The organism is Enterobacter cloacae complex sp. HYC074_NIDB, assembly GCF_056673345.1.
The window spans coordinates 3,023,932-3,040,834 of the sequence record NZ_CP114214.1; the positions used below are offsets into that span (position 1 = coordinate 3,023,932).

Consider the following 16,903-nt stretch of genomic DNA (forward strand, 5'->3'; position numbering starts at 1 on the left):
AACATAACAATGAAACGTTCTCATCTTTGGGTTTTAAATCCGTGCTTGCTTGCCATGCTTTCTACCTCTGCGTGGGCGGAAGAACAAAAGGAAGAAGATATTGTGGTCTCCGCCAGCCGGGCACATCGCAGCGTGGCAGAGATGGCGCAAACCACCTGGGTTATTGAGCGGGCGGAAATTGAGCAGCAGGTTCAGGGCGGGAAAGAGATTAAAGACGTTCTGGCCCAGCTGATCCCCGGCATGGACGTCAGCAGCCAGGGACGTACCAACTACGGCATGAACCTGCGCGGTCGCTCCATGATGGTGATGGTGGACGGCGTACGTCTGAACTCGTCCCGCAGCGACAGCCGCCAGCTCGACTCTATCGATCCGTTCAACATTGACCGCATCGAAGTGATCTCCGGCGCCACCTCGCTGTACGGCGGCGGCAGTACCGGCGGGCTGGTGAACATCGTCACCAAAAAAGGCCAGCCGGAGACCGAAGTGGAGTTCCAGACCGGGGCAAAAAGCGGGTTTAACAGCCATAACGACCATGATGAGAACGTCTCCGCAGCCGTGAGCGGCGGCAATGACAACGCCTCTGGTCGTCTGTCGGTCTCCTATCAGCGCTACGGCGGCTGGTATGACGGCAACGGCGACGAGGTGATTATCGATAACACCCAGACCGGCTTGCAGTATTCCGACCGTATCGACGTGATGGGGACAGGCACCATCAACATCGACGATCATCAGCAGCTCCAGTTAACCACGCAGTACTACAAGAGCGAATCTGACGGCAAGCACGGCCTGTTCCTTGGGGAGAATTTCGCTGCGGTCACGGGCGATGCCAAAGCCTATAACAAAGACAACCTGAACTCTGACCGTATCCCGGGCACAGAGCGTCACCTGATCAACCTGCAATACTCGAACACCGATTTCTGGGGTCAGGATCTGGTTGCGCAGATTTACTACCGTGACGAGAGCCTGACCTACTACCCGTTCCCGACGCTGAGCAAAGGCGCGGTGACCAGCATTGGCGCGTCCCAGCAGAAAACCGATTTTTACGGCGGCAAGCTGACGCTGAACAGCAAGCCGATGGACGACCTGACCCTCACCTGGGGCGTGGATGCCGACCATGAAACGTTCGATGCCAACCAGCAGTTCTTCGACTTAAGCAAAGCGGCGGCGAGCGGCGGCATGGAGCTGGACAATGCCTACAACGTGGGCCGTTATCCGGGTTACAGCATTACCAACCTCGCGCCGTTCCTGCAAGCCAGCTATGACATTGACGCCATCACCCTGAGCGGCGGCGTGCGTTATCAGTACACCGAAAACAAGGTGGACGATTTTGTCGGTTACGCCCAGCAGCAGGCAATCGCCACGGGCAAAGCCACCTCCGCTGACGCGGTGCCGGGCGGGAAAACCGACTACAACAACTTCCTGTTTAACGCCGGGATCCTTGGACGTCTGACCGAACAGCAACAGCTGTGGTTTAACTTCTCCCAGGGCTTCGAGATCCCGGACCTGGCGAAGTACTACGGCTCCGGCACCTATCAGCTGGTCGATGGTCACTATCGTCTGCAAAACAGCGTCAATGTGAACGACTCAACGCTGGACGGGATTAAGGTCAATGCTTACGAGCTCGGCTGGCGCTTCACCGGCGATAACCTGCGTACCCAGGTGGCGGCATACTACTCGCTCTCGGATAAAACCATCACCATCAACAAGAGCGACATGACCATCAACCTGGAGGACGACAAACGTCGTATCTATGGGGTTGAAGGCCAGGTGGACTATTTCTTCACCGACAGCGACTGGAGCACCGGGGCGAACTTTAACGCCATCAAGTCCGAAACGCGTGAAAACGGGAAATGGGAGAAGCTGACGGTCGACAGCGCCAGCCCGTCTAAAGCCAGCGCATGGGTCAACTGGGCGCCGGGCGACTGGACGCTACGCGTGCAGAGCACACAAACCTTTGACGTGTCTGACGCCGACGGTAAGAAGATTGATGGCTATAACACCGTTGATTTCCTGGGTAGCTACGCCCTGCCGGTGGGCAAAGTCAGCTTCAGCGTGGAGAACCTGCTGGACAAAGACTACACCACCGCCTGGGGCCAGCGCGCACCGGGGCTGTATAGCCCAACCTACGGCGCACCGGGTCTTTATACTTATAAAGGCCGTGGACGTACGTTTGGTCTGAACTACTCCGTTCTGTTCTGATCCTGCGCGCCGCCTGTCTGCGGGCGGCGCGATTTGCTGTGCAATTTGAAAGCAAATTTGCTATTAAATCATCGGTTTGCTGAAATTGTCGACAAACGAACAAAAACGGTGTTTTCCCCTTTGACAAGGCGCACGCAGGTCGATAATATGCGCCTCGTTCACACGATTCCTCTGTAGTTCAGTCGGTAGAACGGCGGACTGTTAATCCGTATGTCACTGGTTCGAGTCCAGTCAGAGGAGCCAAATTTGAAAAGCCTGCTTTTAAAGCAGGCTTTTTGCTTTTGTGGGTTCGGTAAATTTGCCGGGTGGCGGCTGCGCCTTACCCGGCCTACTGATTAGCGACTAAATCTGATAATCAATCGCCACCTCTTCCGGCTCCATCACCTGGCGTTTGATCTCATCCACCGACAGCCCCGCATTGCATAGCTCAATAAAACGCCACACGTAGTTACGCTGAAGCTGCCCGCGCTTTAGCCCCAGCCAGACGGTATTCGCATCGAACAGGTGACGCGTATCCAGACGCACCAGATTTCCGGCCTCATATTCTCCGCCAGACTGCTCGGCCACCAGGCCAATCCCCAGCCCTAACTCGACGTAGGTTTTGATCACGTCGGAATCCTGCGCGCTCAGCACCACGTCCGGCGTGAGCCCTTTACGCTTGAACGCTTCATCAATGCGCGAGCGCCCGGTAATGCCCTGCCGGTAGGTAATCAGCGGCCATTTGACGATCTCTTCCAGCGTCAACGGCGAAACCTGATTCAGCGGGTGATCGGCGGGTAACAGCAGGCTGTGGTGCCAGCGGAACCACGGGAACGCCACCAGCAGCGGGTCGTTGCTCAGCCGTTCACTGGCGATACCGATATCGGCTCCGCCGTTATGCAGCAGCACTTCGATTTCCTGCGGCGTGCCCTGGATCAGTTCGAGACGTACGTCCGGGAAGATCTCACGAAATGCTTTGATAACCGTCGGAAGACTGTAGCGCGCCTGTGTATGGGTGGTGGCGATAGTCAGCACACCGGAAGCGTCGTTGGTAAAGAGATCCGCCAGCCGGCGAACGTTGCTGGCCTCGTTGAGAATGCGCTCAGCGATGGTCAGTAATGCCTTGCCTGGCTCGGTCATACCCAGCAGGCGCTTGCCGCGACGGATAAAAATCTCAATGCCTAACTCCTCCTCCAGCTCGCGGATATGCCGGCTGACGCCCGACTGAGAGGTGTAAAGCATATTGGCGACTTCGGTCAGGTTGTAATCCCGCCTGGCCGCCTCACGAATAATTTTAAGTTGCTGGAAATTCACAATTCACTCCGGCGCATCTGACATAAGGCTATTGTTAGAGTCAGCCGGGCTGGAGAACAAATAATAAAAACCAGCATCTTATGCTTATTTGGAATATCAGCTGACCAGTTGCAGCTCGCGATTTTCCAGCGACGGCTTACTGACCAGAGACATCAGGATCTCTTTCACCGCCTGCGCCTGCGGTGACAGGGAGCCGCGCGCGGACATATTTAACGACAGCGGTAAGCTCATGGATGGCGTGGTGATACGCGCCATCCAGCCGTTTGCCGCGCTGCACAGTGAACGTGCGGCAGACTCGGGCAGAACCGTTACACCCATGCCGCTGGCAATGGCGGCAGTCAGCGTGGAGATGGAGTCGATCTCGCCGATGATCTTCGCCGTCAGACGGCGCAGCGAAAACGCTTCGTCAACGCGCACGCGCACGGCACTGTAGTCGCGCGGCAGAAACAGGTTCATCTCTGCCACAGCGGTTAAATCAATGCTCTGGCCAGGGCAATCACGGGTACCGACCAGATAAAGATCTTCCTTCAGCAGCGGCTGGCTGGTGATCCCGGCAACCGGGGAGCGATCGTACAGCACCGCCATATCCAGCTGACCGTTGAGCAGTTTGTCATTGAGCACGGAACCACTGTTCTCATGCAGATAAACCAGCACTTCCGGTAGCTCTGCGCGCACCGCCTGAAGCAGCGGCATGGTTACCGACGATGCGGCCGTTCCCGGCGCCAGCCCGATGGAGACATGGCCACTCAGGGTCTGACCCACATTGTGCACGGCCAGCTGCGCCTGTTCACACTGACGCAGGATCGTGCGGGCATGGGTATATAAAATTTTTCCCGCTTCGGTAGGCGTTACGCCGCGCTTGGTGCGGATCAACAGTTGCTGGTCCATTTCGCCTTCCAGAGTCGCGACCTGCTGGCTCAGCGCAGGCTGCGCGATATGCAGCACTTCAGCCGCCTGGGTCAGGCTGCCGATATCGACGATTTTTACGAAGTATTTCAGTCGTCTTAAGTTCATGTTGCCCCCTGTTCGAAAATAGCGTGCCGGTAACGGCTGTGTTGTTAAACAGGTTTTGCAATATGGATGCCAGTTTTTTGCAGCGGGTGTATGTCTCTGCTAAGCGGCTGAAAATAAGGAAAGCCAATCACTGATGCCTGTTTTGAGATGGGGACAACGGTTTCCGATCTGCCCCATGCGGGGTATATCTGCACAATAATGGTGCATTCCGTTGGCAAAAACGTCACTTTGCTGGTTTTGTCAGCAAACAGTCTAAAGTGGGCGATCCATCCTTTGACAAGGCGTACGGAGGTCGATAATATGCGCCCCGTTCACACGATTCCTCTGTAGTTCAGTCGGTAGAACGGCGGACTGTTAATCCGTATGTCACTGGTTCGAGTCCAGTCAGAGGAGCCAAATTTGAAAAGCCTGCTTTTAAAGCAGGCTTTTTGCTTTTCTGCGTTCGGTAAGTTTGTCGGGTGGCGCTCCGCTTACCCGACCTACGGTACTCAAGGCCCGGCAAGCGAAGCGCTACCAGTCATAGCAAGCTTCACCGGCATCCCCGACCGCCGTTCCAGTTCAGCGCCCGCCCCTTCACTTATCAGCTGCGTCCTTTGTGCGGCTGAAATGGGCAGCGGCACCTTATTTGTCGATTCAAATTCCGCGCGATTGCGTGAAAGCGGCTCGTGAACCTCTACCCAACGGCTACCGTCCGGCTCCGTGGTCACTTTTACGGGCTGATCGATAAGCTGTACCCGCGTCCCCACCGAAACGTTATCGAACAGGTATTTGATATCGTTATTACGCAGGCGAATGCAGCCCTGGCTGACGCGCAGACCAATGCCGAAATTTGAGTTGGTACCGTGGATCGCGTACAGCCTGCCGATATAAAGGGCATACAGCCCCATCGGGTTATCCGGCCCGGCGGGAACGAACGCGGGCAACGTTTTCCCTTCCTTCGCGTAAGCGCGTCGCGTATTTGGCGTGGGTGACCAGGTTGGGCCTTCCTGTTTGCGCTCAACGGCGGTTACCCAGTTACGCGGCGTTTCGCGCCCGGCCTGACCGATGCCAATAGGCAGCACCTCAACCGTGTTGCTGCCGGGTGGATAATAGTAAAGTCGCATTTCCGCGACGTTCACCACAATTCCCTCGCGCACCGTTGGCGGCAGAATAAGCTGCTGCGGCACCGCAAGCTGTGTTCCGGCTCGCGGTAAAAACGGATCCACCCCCGGGTTGGCTTCCAGCATATTGCTCAACCCCTGTCCGTGCTGCGCTGCAAACGCTTCGAGCGGCAGAGTATTGCCCTCAGGCACGGTGATGGTGATCGGCGCCCCCACCAGGCGGCTGCCCTCGGGAGGGAGGGGGTAGGTTACAGCAGATGCAGCGGGAACCAGAATACCAAGCGTAAAAACGAACGAGGCAAATCGAATCATAGTGTTCTGTACTCAGTCAAAGAGAAAGCCTGCCGGCGGGCAGGCTTAGCCTGCTCATTCAGTCATCTTTTCGTCGTGCGCCATCTCCGGGTAAGGACTTTTTCTGCTTCAACAATCATGAACATCGCAAACCCAATCAGGAAGGTAATGATCCAGTAGCGGAACGGTAGCGCTTCGGTACCGAACAGCATTTGCATGAACGGCGCATAGATGATCAGAAGCTGAAGGGCCAGAAGTACGCCGCTCACGATCCATATCCCCTTATTAGCCAGCAGACCTTTACTCAGGGAGAAACCGTCGGTGACGCGGCAGTTGAGCATGTAAAACCACTGGGCGGTGACCAGCGTTTGCAGCAACACGGTGCGGATGAACTCCGGCGAGTAGCCGCGAGGTTGCAGCCAGGCCTCCAGCACAAAGGCGCTGATGGCAATCATCAGGCCGACAAACACCACTCGCCAGATGGCATAACCGTCCATCACATGCAGGTTAGACTTACGCGGAGGCCGGTTCATGATGTCCTTCTCACCCGCTTCAAACGCCAGGCCAAACGACAGCGTTGCCGAGGTTGCCATGTTCATCCACAGGATCAGTACCGGTGTTAACGGGATCAGGTTCCCCGCCAGCAGGGCAATAATGATCAGCAGGGCCTGGGCGATGTTGCTCGGGATAACGAACAAAATGGTCTTTTTCAGGTTGTCGTAGACCCGACGCCCTTCATGGACCGCCCGGGCAATGGTGGCAAAGTTATCATCCGTTAACACCATATCGGCGGCTTCTTTGGTGACTTCAGTACCTTTGATCCCCATCGCGATGCCGACATCCGCCCGCTTCAGCGCAGGCGCATCGTTCACCCCGTCCCCGGTCATTCCGACCACTTCCTGCTTACTTTGCAGCGCCTGCACCAGGCGGAATTTATCTTCCGGGCTGGTTCGGGCAAAGATATCGTATTTTTGCGCCGCCTCGCTCAGCTGGTGGTCGTCCATCGCTTCCAGCTCGCGCCCGGTAATGGCGCTCGCCGCGTTGCCAATACCCAGCATCTGTCCAATGCTCATCGCCGTTTGTGGATGATCCCCGGTAATCATTTTCACGCGAATGCCCGCCTGCAAGCAGTCGGCAATGGCCGAAATGGCTTCCGGGCGCGGGGGATCCATCATGCCCGCAATGCCGAGCAGTATGACCCCCTCTTGCAGATCCGCATGCGTCAGCTCGCGCTGCCCGCTGGCGGCCGGTTTCCAGGCCGCAGCCACCATGCGCAATCCCTCGCGCGCATACTCTTCAATCTTCTCTTCCCAATAGTGCAGGTTGAACGGCTCCAGCCCGTTTTGGGTCTGCTGGTGCTGGCAAAGACGGAAAAGGACGTCCGGCGCACCGGTGATTAACATCACCTCTTCGTCGCCCAGGCGATAAAGGGTGGACATGTATTTATATTGCGAATCGAATGGGATTTTACTGCGCAATTCGGCGTCAATTGTCGGAAGCGGGATTTTGGCGGCCAGCACCTTCAGCGCGCCTTCGGTTGGCCCGCCGGTGATTTTCCACAGCCCCTGCTCATCTTTGATCAGCTGGCTGTCATTACAGAGATCGACGGTGCGCAGATAGCGCTCAAGCACAGACCCCTGGGTCACGGTGACCGGTGTTGGATCGTCAACAGGGTGAATAGCGCCCACCGGTTCGTAACTGTCTCCCTCGACGCGGTAGGTGGTGTCCGCGGTAATCACCGCTTTTACCGTCATCTCATTCATGGTCAGGGTGCCGGTTTTATCCGAGCAGATAACCGTCATCGCCCCCAGCGTTTCCACGGTAGGCAGCTTGCGAATAATCGCCTTGCGACGCGCCATCGCCTGCACGCCCAGCGAGAGGATGATCGAGATAATGGCCGGTAATCCTTCCGGCACCGCCGCCACCGCAAGGCTAATCAGCGACAGCACCAGCTCTGAAACGGGCATATCGCGGAAGATGAGGCTGAAAACGAACAGCGCCAGCATCATCACCAGAATGGTGATAAAAATGGTCTTGCCGAGCTTGTCCATTTGCACCATCAACGGGGTACGGTGTTTTTCAATGTCTGACATCATCTGGTTGATATGGCCGAGTTCGGTCTCCCCACCGGTTGCCACCACCAGCCCTTTTCCCCCGCCGGAGCTGACGGTGGTGCCCGAATACAGCAGATTGTAACGGTCACCTAACGGGAGTTCGCCGCTGAGCACATCGCTGCTTTTCTCCACTACCGTGGATTCGCCGGTGAGAATAGCTTCTTCCACCCGCAGGTTGTGCGCCTCTATCACGCGAAGATCGGCAGGAATGCGATCCCCGGCGCGTATCACCACGATATCTCCGGGCACCAGCGCTGTCGTCGGGATAGTTTCATGGTTGCCCTGCCGGATGACCACAGCCTCGCTGGAGAGCATATTACGAATGCTTTGCAGCGATTTCTCCGCATTGCTCTCCTGAATATGGCCAATCAGGGCGTTAATGATAGCCACCCCAAGAATGACAAACATATCCACCCAGTGTCCCATTATCAGCTTCAGCAGCGCCGCCGCCAGAAGGACGTAAATAAGGACATCGTTGAAATGGGCCAGAAAGCGCAGCCAGCCGGGTTTACCCGGTTTTTGCGGTAAGGCGTTTTCGCCGTATTTTTCCAGCCTGGCGGTCGCTTCTGTACTGCTGAGTCCGTCGAGGCTGGATTGGATATTTGTCAGGGTTTCATCAACGGTCTGTTGATAATACGGGCGGTGAGGCTTTTCTGTTATCATCGTTCCTTCCTCGGGTTCTTTTCAGAAATCACCTTGCTTTCATGTCATTAACGAATAACGAAAACAGGAACATGCGCATAACGAACGATACTCGCCGCCTCTGACCCTAATAAATGGGTTTGAATATTGGGATTACGCGATCCCACAATAATCGCACCGACGTTAAGTTCATCCGCCAGTTTGATTACCTCATCACGTATATTCCCGCTGCGAACATGCAGATGGACATTTGCTTCCGGCAGGTTGATTTTTTTTACCAGCGCAGCCAGTTTTTCTTTAGCATTATTAATCATATATTCATCCATCTTTCTCGCGTCTGCAATAAAACCGCGGGTCAGTTCCGCCGAGAACTTTGGCATAACGTACAGCAGATGGACATTACCCGATGCGCTTTGCGCCAGGAATTGGGCATGCTGTAGCGCTTTATCAGACAACGCTGTTTCGTATACATCCACCGGCACCAGAATCGTTTTATACATATCAAGCATCCTTTTTATAACCAACACAACAGTGAGTGAATCAGGAGAGATCGCATCAACCCCATGGGTACAGGCGTGAATGCCTTTTACGGAAAAAAGGAATGGATGCTATTAAACGTAGCACAGGAATATCAGGATGTTATTCAAAGGGGATACGCTATTGTAACGCTTGTTTCGCCTGAGTATGTCACGCCACTAATAATGGTTATTTAACATTTATTTATTCACCGACTATGCTCATAGTCAGGCATGCAACACGTTCATTCTCTTTATCCCGCGCCACCTTCAACCTCATGGAGGAATGCATGTACGGTTTAAGCCTGATTCGCCTTGGTTTGTTTATTGCGCTCGCCATTATCGCCAGCACAGCAATCGGTTTATTTACCTATGTGGTCGTCTCGGCCCTGGCAGAATAGCGCCACCCCAGCATTGATGACGAAATAAATAAAACAATTATTATCAGGGGAATACTGTGAAGCGCTACCTCTCTCTTCTGCCTGCTGTTTTATTGCTGCTGACGGCGTGCGATCCGAAATCCGACCGCGCCGCGCCCCTGCCGAAAATGGTAAAAGTCGCAGAGGTGGTGAAGGCTGGCAACGCGCAGCAGCGCGTCTTTCCCGCCCGTATCGAATCCGGCGACGCCACGGATCTTGCGTTCAAACGTGCCGGGCAGATTGAGACCCTGGACATTCGCCAGGGTGTCGTTGTCAAACAGGGGCAACGGCTCGCCAGTCTTAACGATCGCGAAGCCCGGCAGCGTCTGAACGACAGGCAAACGGCGGCGACCCTGGCTCAGCGGCAATTCGACCGCTTCCAGACCCTGGCAGGACGCCAGGCCGTGTCGAAGGCCGAGATGGATGTCCAGCGCGCAAACCGCGATTCTGCAAACGCCGCGCTTCAGATTGCACGCGAAGAATTGAGTCAGATGACGCTCGTCGCCCCCTTTAGCGGGACAGCGGCCAGCGTACATGTGCGAAACCATCAGGTCGTCTCAGCCGGCCAGCCCGTCGTCACATTGACCCGTACCGATCTGCTGGACGTGGTGTTCAGCCTTCCAGAGAACCTGTTTAACACCTTCGATATCCGCAATGCGCAGTACAAACCGGTAGTGAGGATCAACGCCCTGCCCGGTCGCGAGTTTACCGCTGTGTACAAAGAGCACTCAGGCAGTAGCGACAGCAACACTTTGACCTGGCAGATAATTTTAACCATGCCCCGCCCGGATGATTTTCCCGTCGTGGGCGGCGTCAGCGGAACGGTCACCATCAATTTAACCAACCTACCGGCGGGCGTGGGCAGTGAGGCGCTGGTGGTGCCGGTTGAAGCGGTCTTTAACCCGGATAACCGCCCGCGCAATGAGCCACACGTCTGGGTGGTGACGGGCGAAGGCGATACGTTGCACCTTGAAGATCGTAAGGTCAGCGTGGGACAAGTCAGCGCTGAGGGGGTCATCATCGTCGGTGGGCTTAAGGCGGGTGAACGCGTGGTGGCCGCAGGCGTTGGGGAGTTACATCCCAACCAGCCGGTACGTATCTGGACGCGTGAACGGGGACTGTAATGGATATCTCTCGTCAGTTTATCAGCAACCCGGTTCGCGTCTGGCTGACGATTTTGCTGCTGGGCGTAGGCGGCATTATTGCCCTGTTGAACATCGGCAGACTGGAAGATCCGGCGTTTACCATCAAAACGGCAGTGGTGATCACCCATTATCCGGGCGCGTCGGCGCAGCAGGTTGAGGAAGAGGTCACCCTGCCACTGGAAAACGCGCTTCAGCAATTACCTTACCTGGATAACGTCAGCTCCATCTCCTCCAGCGGCCTGTCGCAGATCACGGTCAATATAGCCTCGCGCTACCACTCAAATGCGCTGCCGCAAATCTGGGATGAACTGCGTCGCCGGGTGGGAGATGCCGCCCGACAGTTTCCACCCGGCGTAGTGACCCCGTTTGTGAATGACGATTTTGGCGATGTGTTCGGCTTTTTCTTTGCCATTTCCGGCGATGAATTCAGCAATCCGGAACTGGTCCGGTATGCCGAGCAGCTGCGCCGGGAGTTGGTCCTCGTGCCAGGCGTGGGCAAAGTGGCCATCGGCGGAGCCCTCACCCAGCAGATTAACGTGGATATTTCTCTGAGCAAAATGGCCGCGCGCGGGATAACGCTGAACCAGCTTTCTGTCCAGCTCAGCAGGCTGAACGTGGTCTCCAGCGCGGGAGAGATCCCCTCCGGTACTGAGTCAATTCGTCTGCATCCTACCGGTGAATTCGAGAGTATTGACGAGCTGGCCGATCTCATCGTGACCCCGCCGGGCGTTGGGGCGGCTACCCGCTTACGGGATATTGCCACCCTGTCACGCGGGCTGGATGCCTCCCCTGCCAGCATCTACCATGCCAACGGCAGAGAAGCCGTAACCATGGGCGTCTCCTTTATCCCCGGCGTTAACGTGATCGACGTGGGACATGCCCTGGAGGCGAAGCTTGAGCAGATGTCAGCCGAGAAACCGGCAGGTATCCATATCGACCTGTTTTACGATCAGGCGGCGGAGGTCGGGCATTCCGTTAACGGATTTATCATTAACTTCCTGATGGCGCTGGCGATTGTTATCGGTGTGTTGCTGATCTTTATGGGCTTACGCAGCGGGATCATTATCGCCTTTTCCCTCGCGCTTAATGTGCTGGGTACGCTGCTGATCATGTATCTCTGGGGTATTGAACTACAGCGCATTTCACTGGGCGCGCTGATCATCGCCCTCAGCATGCTGGTCGACAATGCCATTGTTATTGTCGAAGGGGTACTGATAGCCCGGCAGCAGGGCTCGTCCCTGATGAACGCCATTAGCAACATTATTCGCCGTTCTGCGCTGCCGCTGCTGGGTGCGACGGTGATCGCCATCCTGGCCTTTGCGCCCGTCGGGCTGTCGCAGGACTCTACCGGCGAATACTGTAAGTCGCTGTTTCAGGTTCTGCTGATTTCGCTCATGCTGAGCTGGTTCTCTGCCCTCACCATTACACCGGTGCTGATCAAATGGTGGCTGTTTAAACGGGACGCTGCGCCGCCAGAGGCTGACGAAACGGATCCCTATGACAAACGCATCTATCGGATCTATCAGGCGGTGCTCAACGCGCTGTTACGGCGTAAAGCGCCAACGCTGGTGGTGATGACCGCACTGCTGGCAGCCGCCATCTGGGGCTTTGGCTCGGTGCGGCAGAACTTCTTCCCCTCCTCCAGCACGCCGATTTTCTTTGTCGACCTCTGGCTCCCTTACGGTACCGACATTAAATGGACCGAGAAGATGACCGGTGATATCGAGAAAACCATTAACGGCCAGCCTGGTGTGGAAACCACGGTCTCGACGATTGGTCAGGGAAGTATGCGATTTATTTTGACCTACAGCGGACAGCGGCAGTACAGCAACTATGCGCAAATCATGGTGAGAATGGACGACCAGCGTAACATCCCCGCCCTGACCCGCCACGTTGATGAGTACATCACCCGGAACTATCCGCAGGTTAACGCCAGCACGAAGCGGGTGATGTTTGGCCCCTCCGGCGACAGCGCTATTGAAGTGCGTATTAAAGGCCCCGATCCCGACAGGCTGCGTCTGATCGCCAGCCAGGTAGACAACATTCTTACGCGCGATCCGGCGACGGACAGCGTCAGGAACGACTGGCAAAACCGCAGCAAAGTGATCCGCCCGCAGTACGTCACCGCGCTCGGACGTGAGCTTGGCGTGGATAAGCAGGACGTCGATAACGCACTGGAGATGAATTTCTCCGGCAGCCGGGCAGGCCTGTACAGAGAAGGAAGCGATCTGTTACCCGTGGTGGTGCGCCCGCCGGAAAGCGAGCGGCTGGACGCCAACCACCTGAACAACGTCCTGGTCTGGAGCCAGACCCGGCAGCAGTATATTCCGCTGAGCAACGTCGTCAGCGGCTTCGCGCTGGAGTGGGAAGATCCGCTGATCCTGCGTCGCGACCGCTCGCGCGTGCTGACCGTGCAGACCGACCCTGACCCGTTGAGCCAGCAAACGTCCGGCGATATTCTCGCCCGCGTGAAGCCGCAAATAGATGCCCTGCCCCTGCCTCACGGCTACAGCATTGAGTGGGGCGGGGACGCGGAGAATTCCAGCGAAGCGCAGCAGGGGCTATTTACCACGCTGCCGATCGGGTATCTGGTGATGTTTGTGATCACGGTGCTGATGTTCAGTTCGGTGAAAAACGCCGTCGCTATCTGGCTGACCGTGCCGCTGGCGCTGATCGGCGTGACGCCGGGGTTTTTAATTTCCGGCATCCCCTTTGGCTTTATGGCGTTGATTGGCCTGCTGAGCCTGAGCGGGATGCTGATCCGCAACGGCATTGTGCTGGTGGAAGAGATAGAGCAGCAGAAAGCGCAGCAGGATCAGCACAGTGCGATCGTTTACGCCGCCACGTCGCGCCTGCGTCCCATCCTCCTCACCGCCTTTACGACCGTACTCGGCCTCGCCCCTCTGCTGCTGGATGTGTTCTTCCAGAGCATGGCCGTTGTGATTATGTTTGGGCTTGGGTTTGCTACAATCCTGACGCTGCTGGTACTCCCCGTAATTTACGCGTGTTTCCATCGTAAGGACAAAGCTGAACAACAATGAATGCGACAGGGCTGAATATCATCAAGACGCTGGGCTGTATGACGGCGGTTACCTTTTTCACCATCTACAACACCTGGGATCATTACGATTATGACTATCACTGGATCCTCGGTTTTTTAACCTTCATTTCGACCATCGCCACACCGTTATTTTTTGTGGTTGCAGGGTATCTGGACGGGCAATCCCGACACGGCACGCGCTGGCAGCTGGATAAGATCAAACGCCTGGTGATCGTCTTTCTGTTCTGGGTAACCATTTACTACCTGTGGGAGCCCTACCAGCGCGGATATCTGATCCAGCCCTGGTTCGTGTTCGCGTTTATCGTGATTTACACGTTTCACCCGGTGGTGGAGCGGCTCAGCCAGCGACGAACGCTCTTTTGCGGGGTGATTGCCGCCCTGCTGCTTTTCTCATACGGGTACGATTTGCTGTCGGCCCTCTATCCTGATGCCCACGTCCTTTCATTGTCGCCGCAGTATCGCCTGTGGACGTGGCTGCTGTTTTATCTGACAGGCCAGCTCTTTTGCGATCCGCAGATCGCGGCGTGGATCGGCCGCAAAAACGTGGTCGGGGCCGCGGTGATTGCGATACCGTTTATCTATCTCTTCACATGGTTTTACGAACGGCACTTCTTTTTTGCGCTATTTAAAGCAGACAGAAACGCCTTTATCCTCACCGGATCGCAAATTTACATTCTGATTATTGCCCTGGTGATTGCGGCAAATGGCGTGCGGTTTCGCCGCAATGCGGAGTTTAAAGAGTCCGTGCTGGCCGCCATTAGCAAAACGATGACCGGGGTCTATATCATGCACTACTCGGTGTTTCACCTGCTGACCGCGCTCATTCCGGTGACGTCCCTGAGCACCAAACTTGCTCTGATTGTGCTTACGTTTGTTACGTCGGTACTGTTTTCGCTGCTGATCCTGTCCAACGCAGTGGCCAAAAAAGTGATCACCCTCTAAAAGCCCAGGCGCAGCCAGGCAAACAGCACGTTGCCGTTGTTGTAGGTCCCGGGAATATAGGTGAACTGGACGGTGACGCGCTTATATCCGGCAGAGAAAAGCGGGAAGATAAACGGCAGCGGGACATAGTTGGCAAAGTCGTCGCGCGCGGTGATCCCCGCGGCGGCCCCCAGCCCCAGACGGAAATCTTTTGCGTTATCCAGATACCACCCCTTCTCCCAGCCGTAACCCATCGCGGGCTGCCACTCGTTGTGGGAATCTTTAAACATCATGGCAAACAGCGCGCTCCAGTTGCCCTCGTCGTTGTAGCGAGACACGCCCAGCCCCCCGCCCCACGGCATTTCGTTGTAATTATCCGTTTTCTCTTTGTCATACATGAAGCGTGCATGCCAGCTCAAAAACGGAAGGTAGAGATCGTAACGATCCGGCTGTTCCCAGGTTTGCGCAATATCGTCCGTTACTGCATCCCACCAGCGATGAATACGCTGTTCGCCATAGACTTTCTGCTCCGCATGCAGCGGAGATACGACTAAAAACAGGACTACCCACAGTGCAGGAAAGAGGCGTTGCATCGTTATTCCCTCAGCTTACGTCACACAGCGATCATTATTACTGTAAACCATTCAGCCCTAGCCGGAGCCAAACAGGCTGATTTATGTTGTCGCCCGATAAGATGAAATTTATTTATTCTGCGCTTTCAGGAAAGATAAAAACGTTTTCTCAGGCCGCGTGTCGCGGTAGTCTCATACGTTCCGCCAATATGACGGCCGTGATGTGAGTGACCTTTTCTTATACCAATAATTAAAAATCAGTACAGACAGGACAACTATGGACTCCACCCTTATCTCCGCTCGCCGCAACGAGGAGACACCTTCGCTTAACCGCGCCCGCCGCGCCGCTTTAGGTAGCTTCGCAGGCGCCGTCGTCGACTGGTATGACTTTCTGCTCTACGGTATTACCGCTGCGCTGGTCTTTAACCGTGAATTCTTTCCCCAGATCAGCCCCGCCATGGGTACGCTTGCTGCGTTTGCCACCTTCGGCGTCGGTTTTCTGTTTCGTCCGCTGGGCGGGATAATTTTCGGCCACTTCGGCGATCGCCTTGGCCGTAAACGTATGCTGATGCTCACCGTGTGGATGATGGGTATTGCCACCGCGCTAATCGGTATTTTGCCCTCCTTTGCATCGATTGGCTGGTGGGCCCCGGTGTTGCTGGTGACGCTGCGCGCCATTCAGGGCTTTGCCGTTGGCGGCGAATGGGGCGGCGCGGCATTGCTGTCCGTGGAAAGCGCGCCGAAGAACAAGAAAGCGTTCTACAGCAGCGGCGTGCAGGTAGGTTATGGCGTGGGTCTGCTGCTCTCCACGGGTCTGGTGTCGCTAATAAGCCAGCTCACGACAGACGAGCAGTTCCTGAGCTGGGGCTGGCGTATTCCGTTTATCTTCAGCATTGTGCTGGTCGTGGTGGCCCTGTGGATCCGTAACGGCATGGAAGAGTCGGCTGAGTTTGAGCGGCAGCAGCGCGAAAAACCGGTCGCCAAAAAACGGCTGCCGGTAATGGAAGCGCTCGTGCAGCACCCTGGCGCTTTTCTGAAAATTATCGCCCTGCGCCTGTGCGAACTGCTGACGATGTATATCGTCACCGCCTTTGCCCTCAACTATTCCACGCAAAACCTCGGCCTGCCGCGGGAATTGTTCCTGAATATTGGCCTGGTGGTGGGCGGGATCAGCTGCCTGACCATCCCCTGCTTCGCCTGGCTGGCGGATCGCTTTGGCCGTCGACGGGTGTATATCACCGGGGCGCTCATAGGCACACTTAGCGCCTGGCCGTTCTTTATGGTCCTGGAGGCACAGTCGGTCTTCTGGATTGTCTTCTTCGCGATCATGCTTGCGAACATCGCTCACGATATGGTGGTCTGCGTGCAGCAGCCGATGTTTACCGAGCTGTTTGGCGCAAGCTACCGCTACAGCGGCGCGGGCGTGGGATATCAGGTGGCGAGCGTGGTCGGCGGCGGGTTTACGCCGTTTATCGCCGCCGCGCTGGTGACGTTCTCCGGCGGTAACTGGCATAGCGTGGCGATTTATCTGCTGGCGGGTTGCCTGCTTTCTGCTGCCACCGCCCTGTTGATGAAGGAAACCGCGCACAGCTGATCTCCTCACTTTTGTTTCACAGG

General features: G+C 56.0%; 11 protein-coding genes and 2 tRNA genes. 7 read left to right on the forward strand and 6 right to left on the reverse strand.

Annotated elements, in window-relative coordinates:
* Positions 1–9 precede the first annotated feature (9 nt).
* Both O1724_RS14730 and O1724_RS14735 read left to right on the forward strand, forming a co-directional pair.
* Positions 10–2,199: a TonB-dependent siderophore receptor gene (locus O1724_RS14730; protein WP_023324924.1), complete on the forward strand. Its 2,190-nt coding sequence runs from the start codon at positions 10–12 to the stop codon at positions 2,197–2,199.
* A gap of 167 nt (positions 2,200–2,366) precedes the next feature.
* Positions 2,367–2,442 (forward strand) — tRNA-Asn (locus O1724_RS14735).
* A 99-nt stretch (positions 2,443–2,541) separates the two neighbouring features.
* Here O1724_RS14735 and cbl read toward each other — a convergent pair.
* Positions 2,542–3,492 (reverse strand): HTH-type transcriptional regulator Cbl, encoded by a 951-nt coding sequence (gene cbl / locus O1724_RS14740; RefSeq protein WP_003859532.1) that lies wholly within the window; start codon positions 3,490–3,492, stop codon positions 2,542–2,544.
* A gap of 96 nt (positions 3,493–3,588) precedes the next feature.
* Positions 3,589–4,506: a nitrogen assimilation transcriptional regulator NAC gene (nac, locus tag O1724_RS14745; RefSeq protein WP_003859531.1), complete on the reverse strand. Its 918-nt coding sequence runs from the start codon at positions 4,504–4,506 to the stop codon at positions 3,589–3,591.
* A gap of 320 nt (positions 4,507–4,826) precedes the next feature.
* On the opposite strand from nac, the gene O1724_RS14750 reads away from it, so the two are divergent.
* A tRNA-Asn gene (locus O1724_RS14750) sits at positions 4,827–4,902 on the forward strand.
* A 92-nt stretch (positions 4,903–4,994) separates the two neighbouring features.
* On the opposite strand, the gene ldtA is transcribed toward O1724_RS14750, so the two are convergent.
* From ldtA to O1724_RS14765, 3 genes are all read right to left on the reverse strand, one after another.
* Positions 4,995–5,918, reverse strand: a complete 924-nt coding sequence (ldtA, locus tag O1724_RS14755) for a L,D-transpeptidase (protein ID WP_032659287.1) — start codon at positions 5,916–5,918, stop codon at positions 4,995–4,997.
* Positions 5,919–5,980: 62 nt separating this feature from the next.
* Entirely contained in the window at positions 5,981–8,674 is a 2,694-nt protein-coding gene (locus O1724_RS14760; RefSeq protein WP_023324926.1) for a cation-transporting P-type ATPase, read from the reverse strand.
* A 47-nt stretch (positions 8,675–8,721) separates the two neighbouring features.
* The gene (locus O1724_RS14765) at positions 8,722–9,153 is read right to left on the reverse strand and encodes a universal stress protein (RefSeq protein ID WP_003859525.1); all 432 of its coding nucleotides are present in this window, start codon (positions 9,151–9,153) and stop codon (positions 8,722–8,724) included.
* A 472-nt stretch (positions 9,154–9,625) separates the two neighbouring features.
* Here O1724_RS14765 and O1724_RS14770 point away from each other — a divergent pair, with 472 nt between their 5' ends.
* From O1724_RS14770 to O1724_RS14780, 3 genes are read left to right on the forward strand one after another with little or no spacing between them, the layout of a single operon-like run.
* Positions 9,626–10,711, forward strand: a complete 1,086-nt coding sequence (locus O1724_RS14770; protein WP_176691019.1) for an efflux RND transporter periplasmic adaptor subunit — start codon at positions 9,626–9,628, stop codon at positions 10,709–10,711.
* Positions 10,711–13,773, forward strand: coding sequence for an efflux RND transporter permease subunit (locus tag O1724_RS14775; RefSeq protein WP_126297262.1), 3,063 nt, complete (start codon positions 10,711–10,713; stop codon positions 13,771–13,773). Before O1724_RS14770 ends, O1724_RS14775 begins: the two co-directional genes overlap by 1 nt.
* On the forward strand, positions 13,770–14,735 hold the full coding sequence (locus O1724_RS14780) for an acyltransferase (protein WP_126297261.1): 966 nt from the start codon (positions 13,770–13,772) through the stop codon (positions 14,733–14,735). Before O1724_RS14775 ends, O1724_RS14780 begins: the two co-directional genes overlap by 4 nt.
* Here O1724_RS14780 and pagP read toward each other — a convergent pair.
* Complete coding sequence (gene pagP / locus O1724_RS14785) at positions 14,732–15,307, reverse strand: lipid IV(A) palmitoyltransferase PagP (protein ID WP_032609626.1); 576 nt, start codon at positions 15,305–15,307, stop codon at positions 14,732–14,734. The genes O1724_RS14780 and pagP overlap by 4 nt on opposite strands.
* A 256-nt stretch (positions 15,308–15,563) precedes the next feature.
* Here pagP and shiA point away from each other — a divergent pair, with 256 nt between their 5' ends.
* Complete coding sequence (gene shiA, locus O1724_RS14790) at positions 15,564–16,880, forward strand: shikimate transporter (protein ID WP_479983890.1); 1,317 nt, start codon at positions 15,564–15,566, stop codon at positions 16,878–16,880.
* Positions 16,881–16,903: the final 23 nt, after the last annotated feature.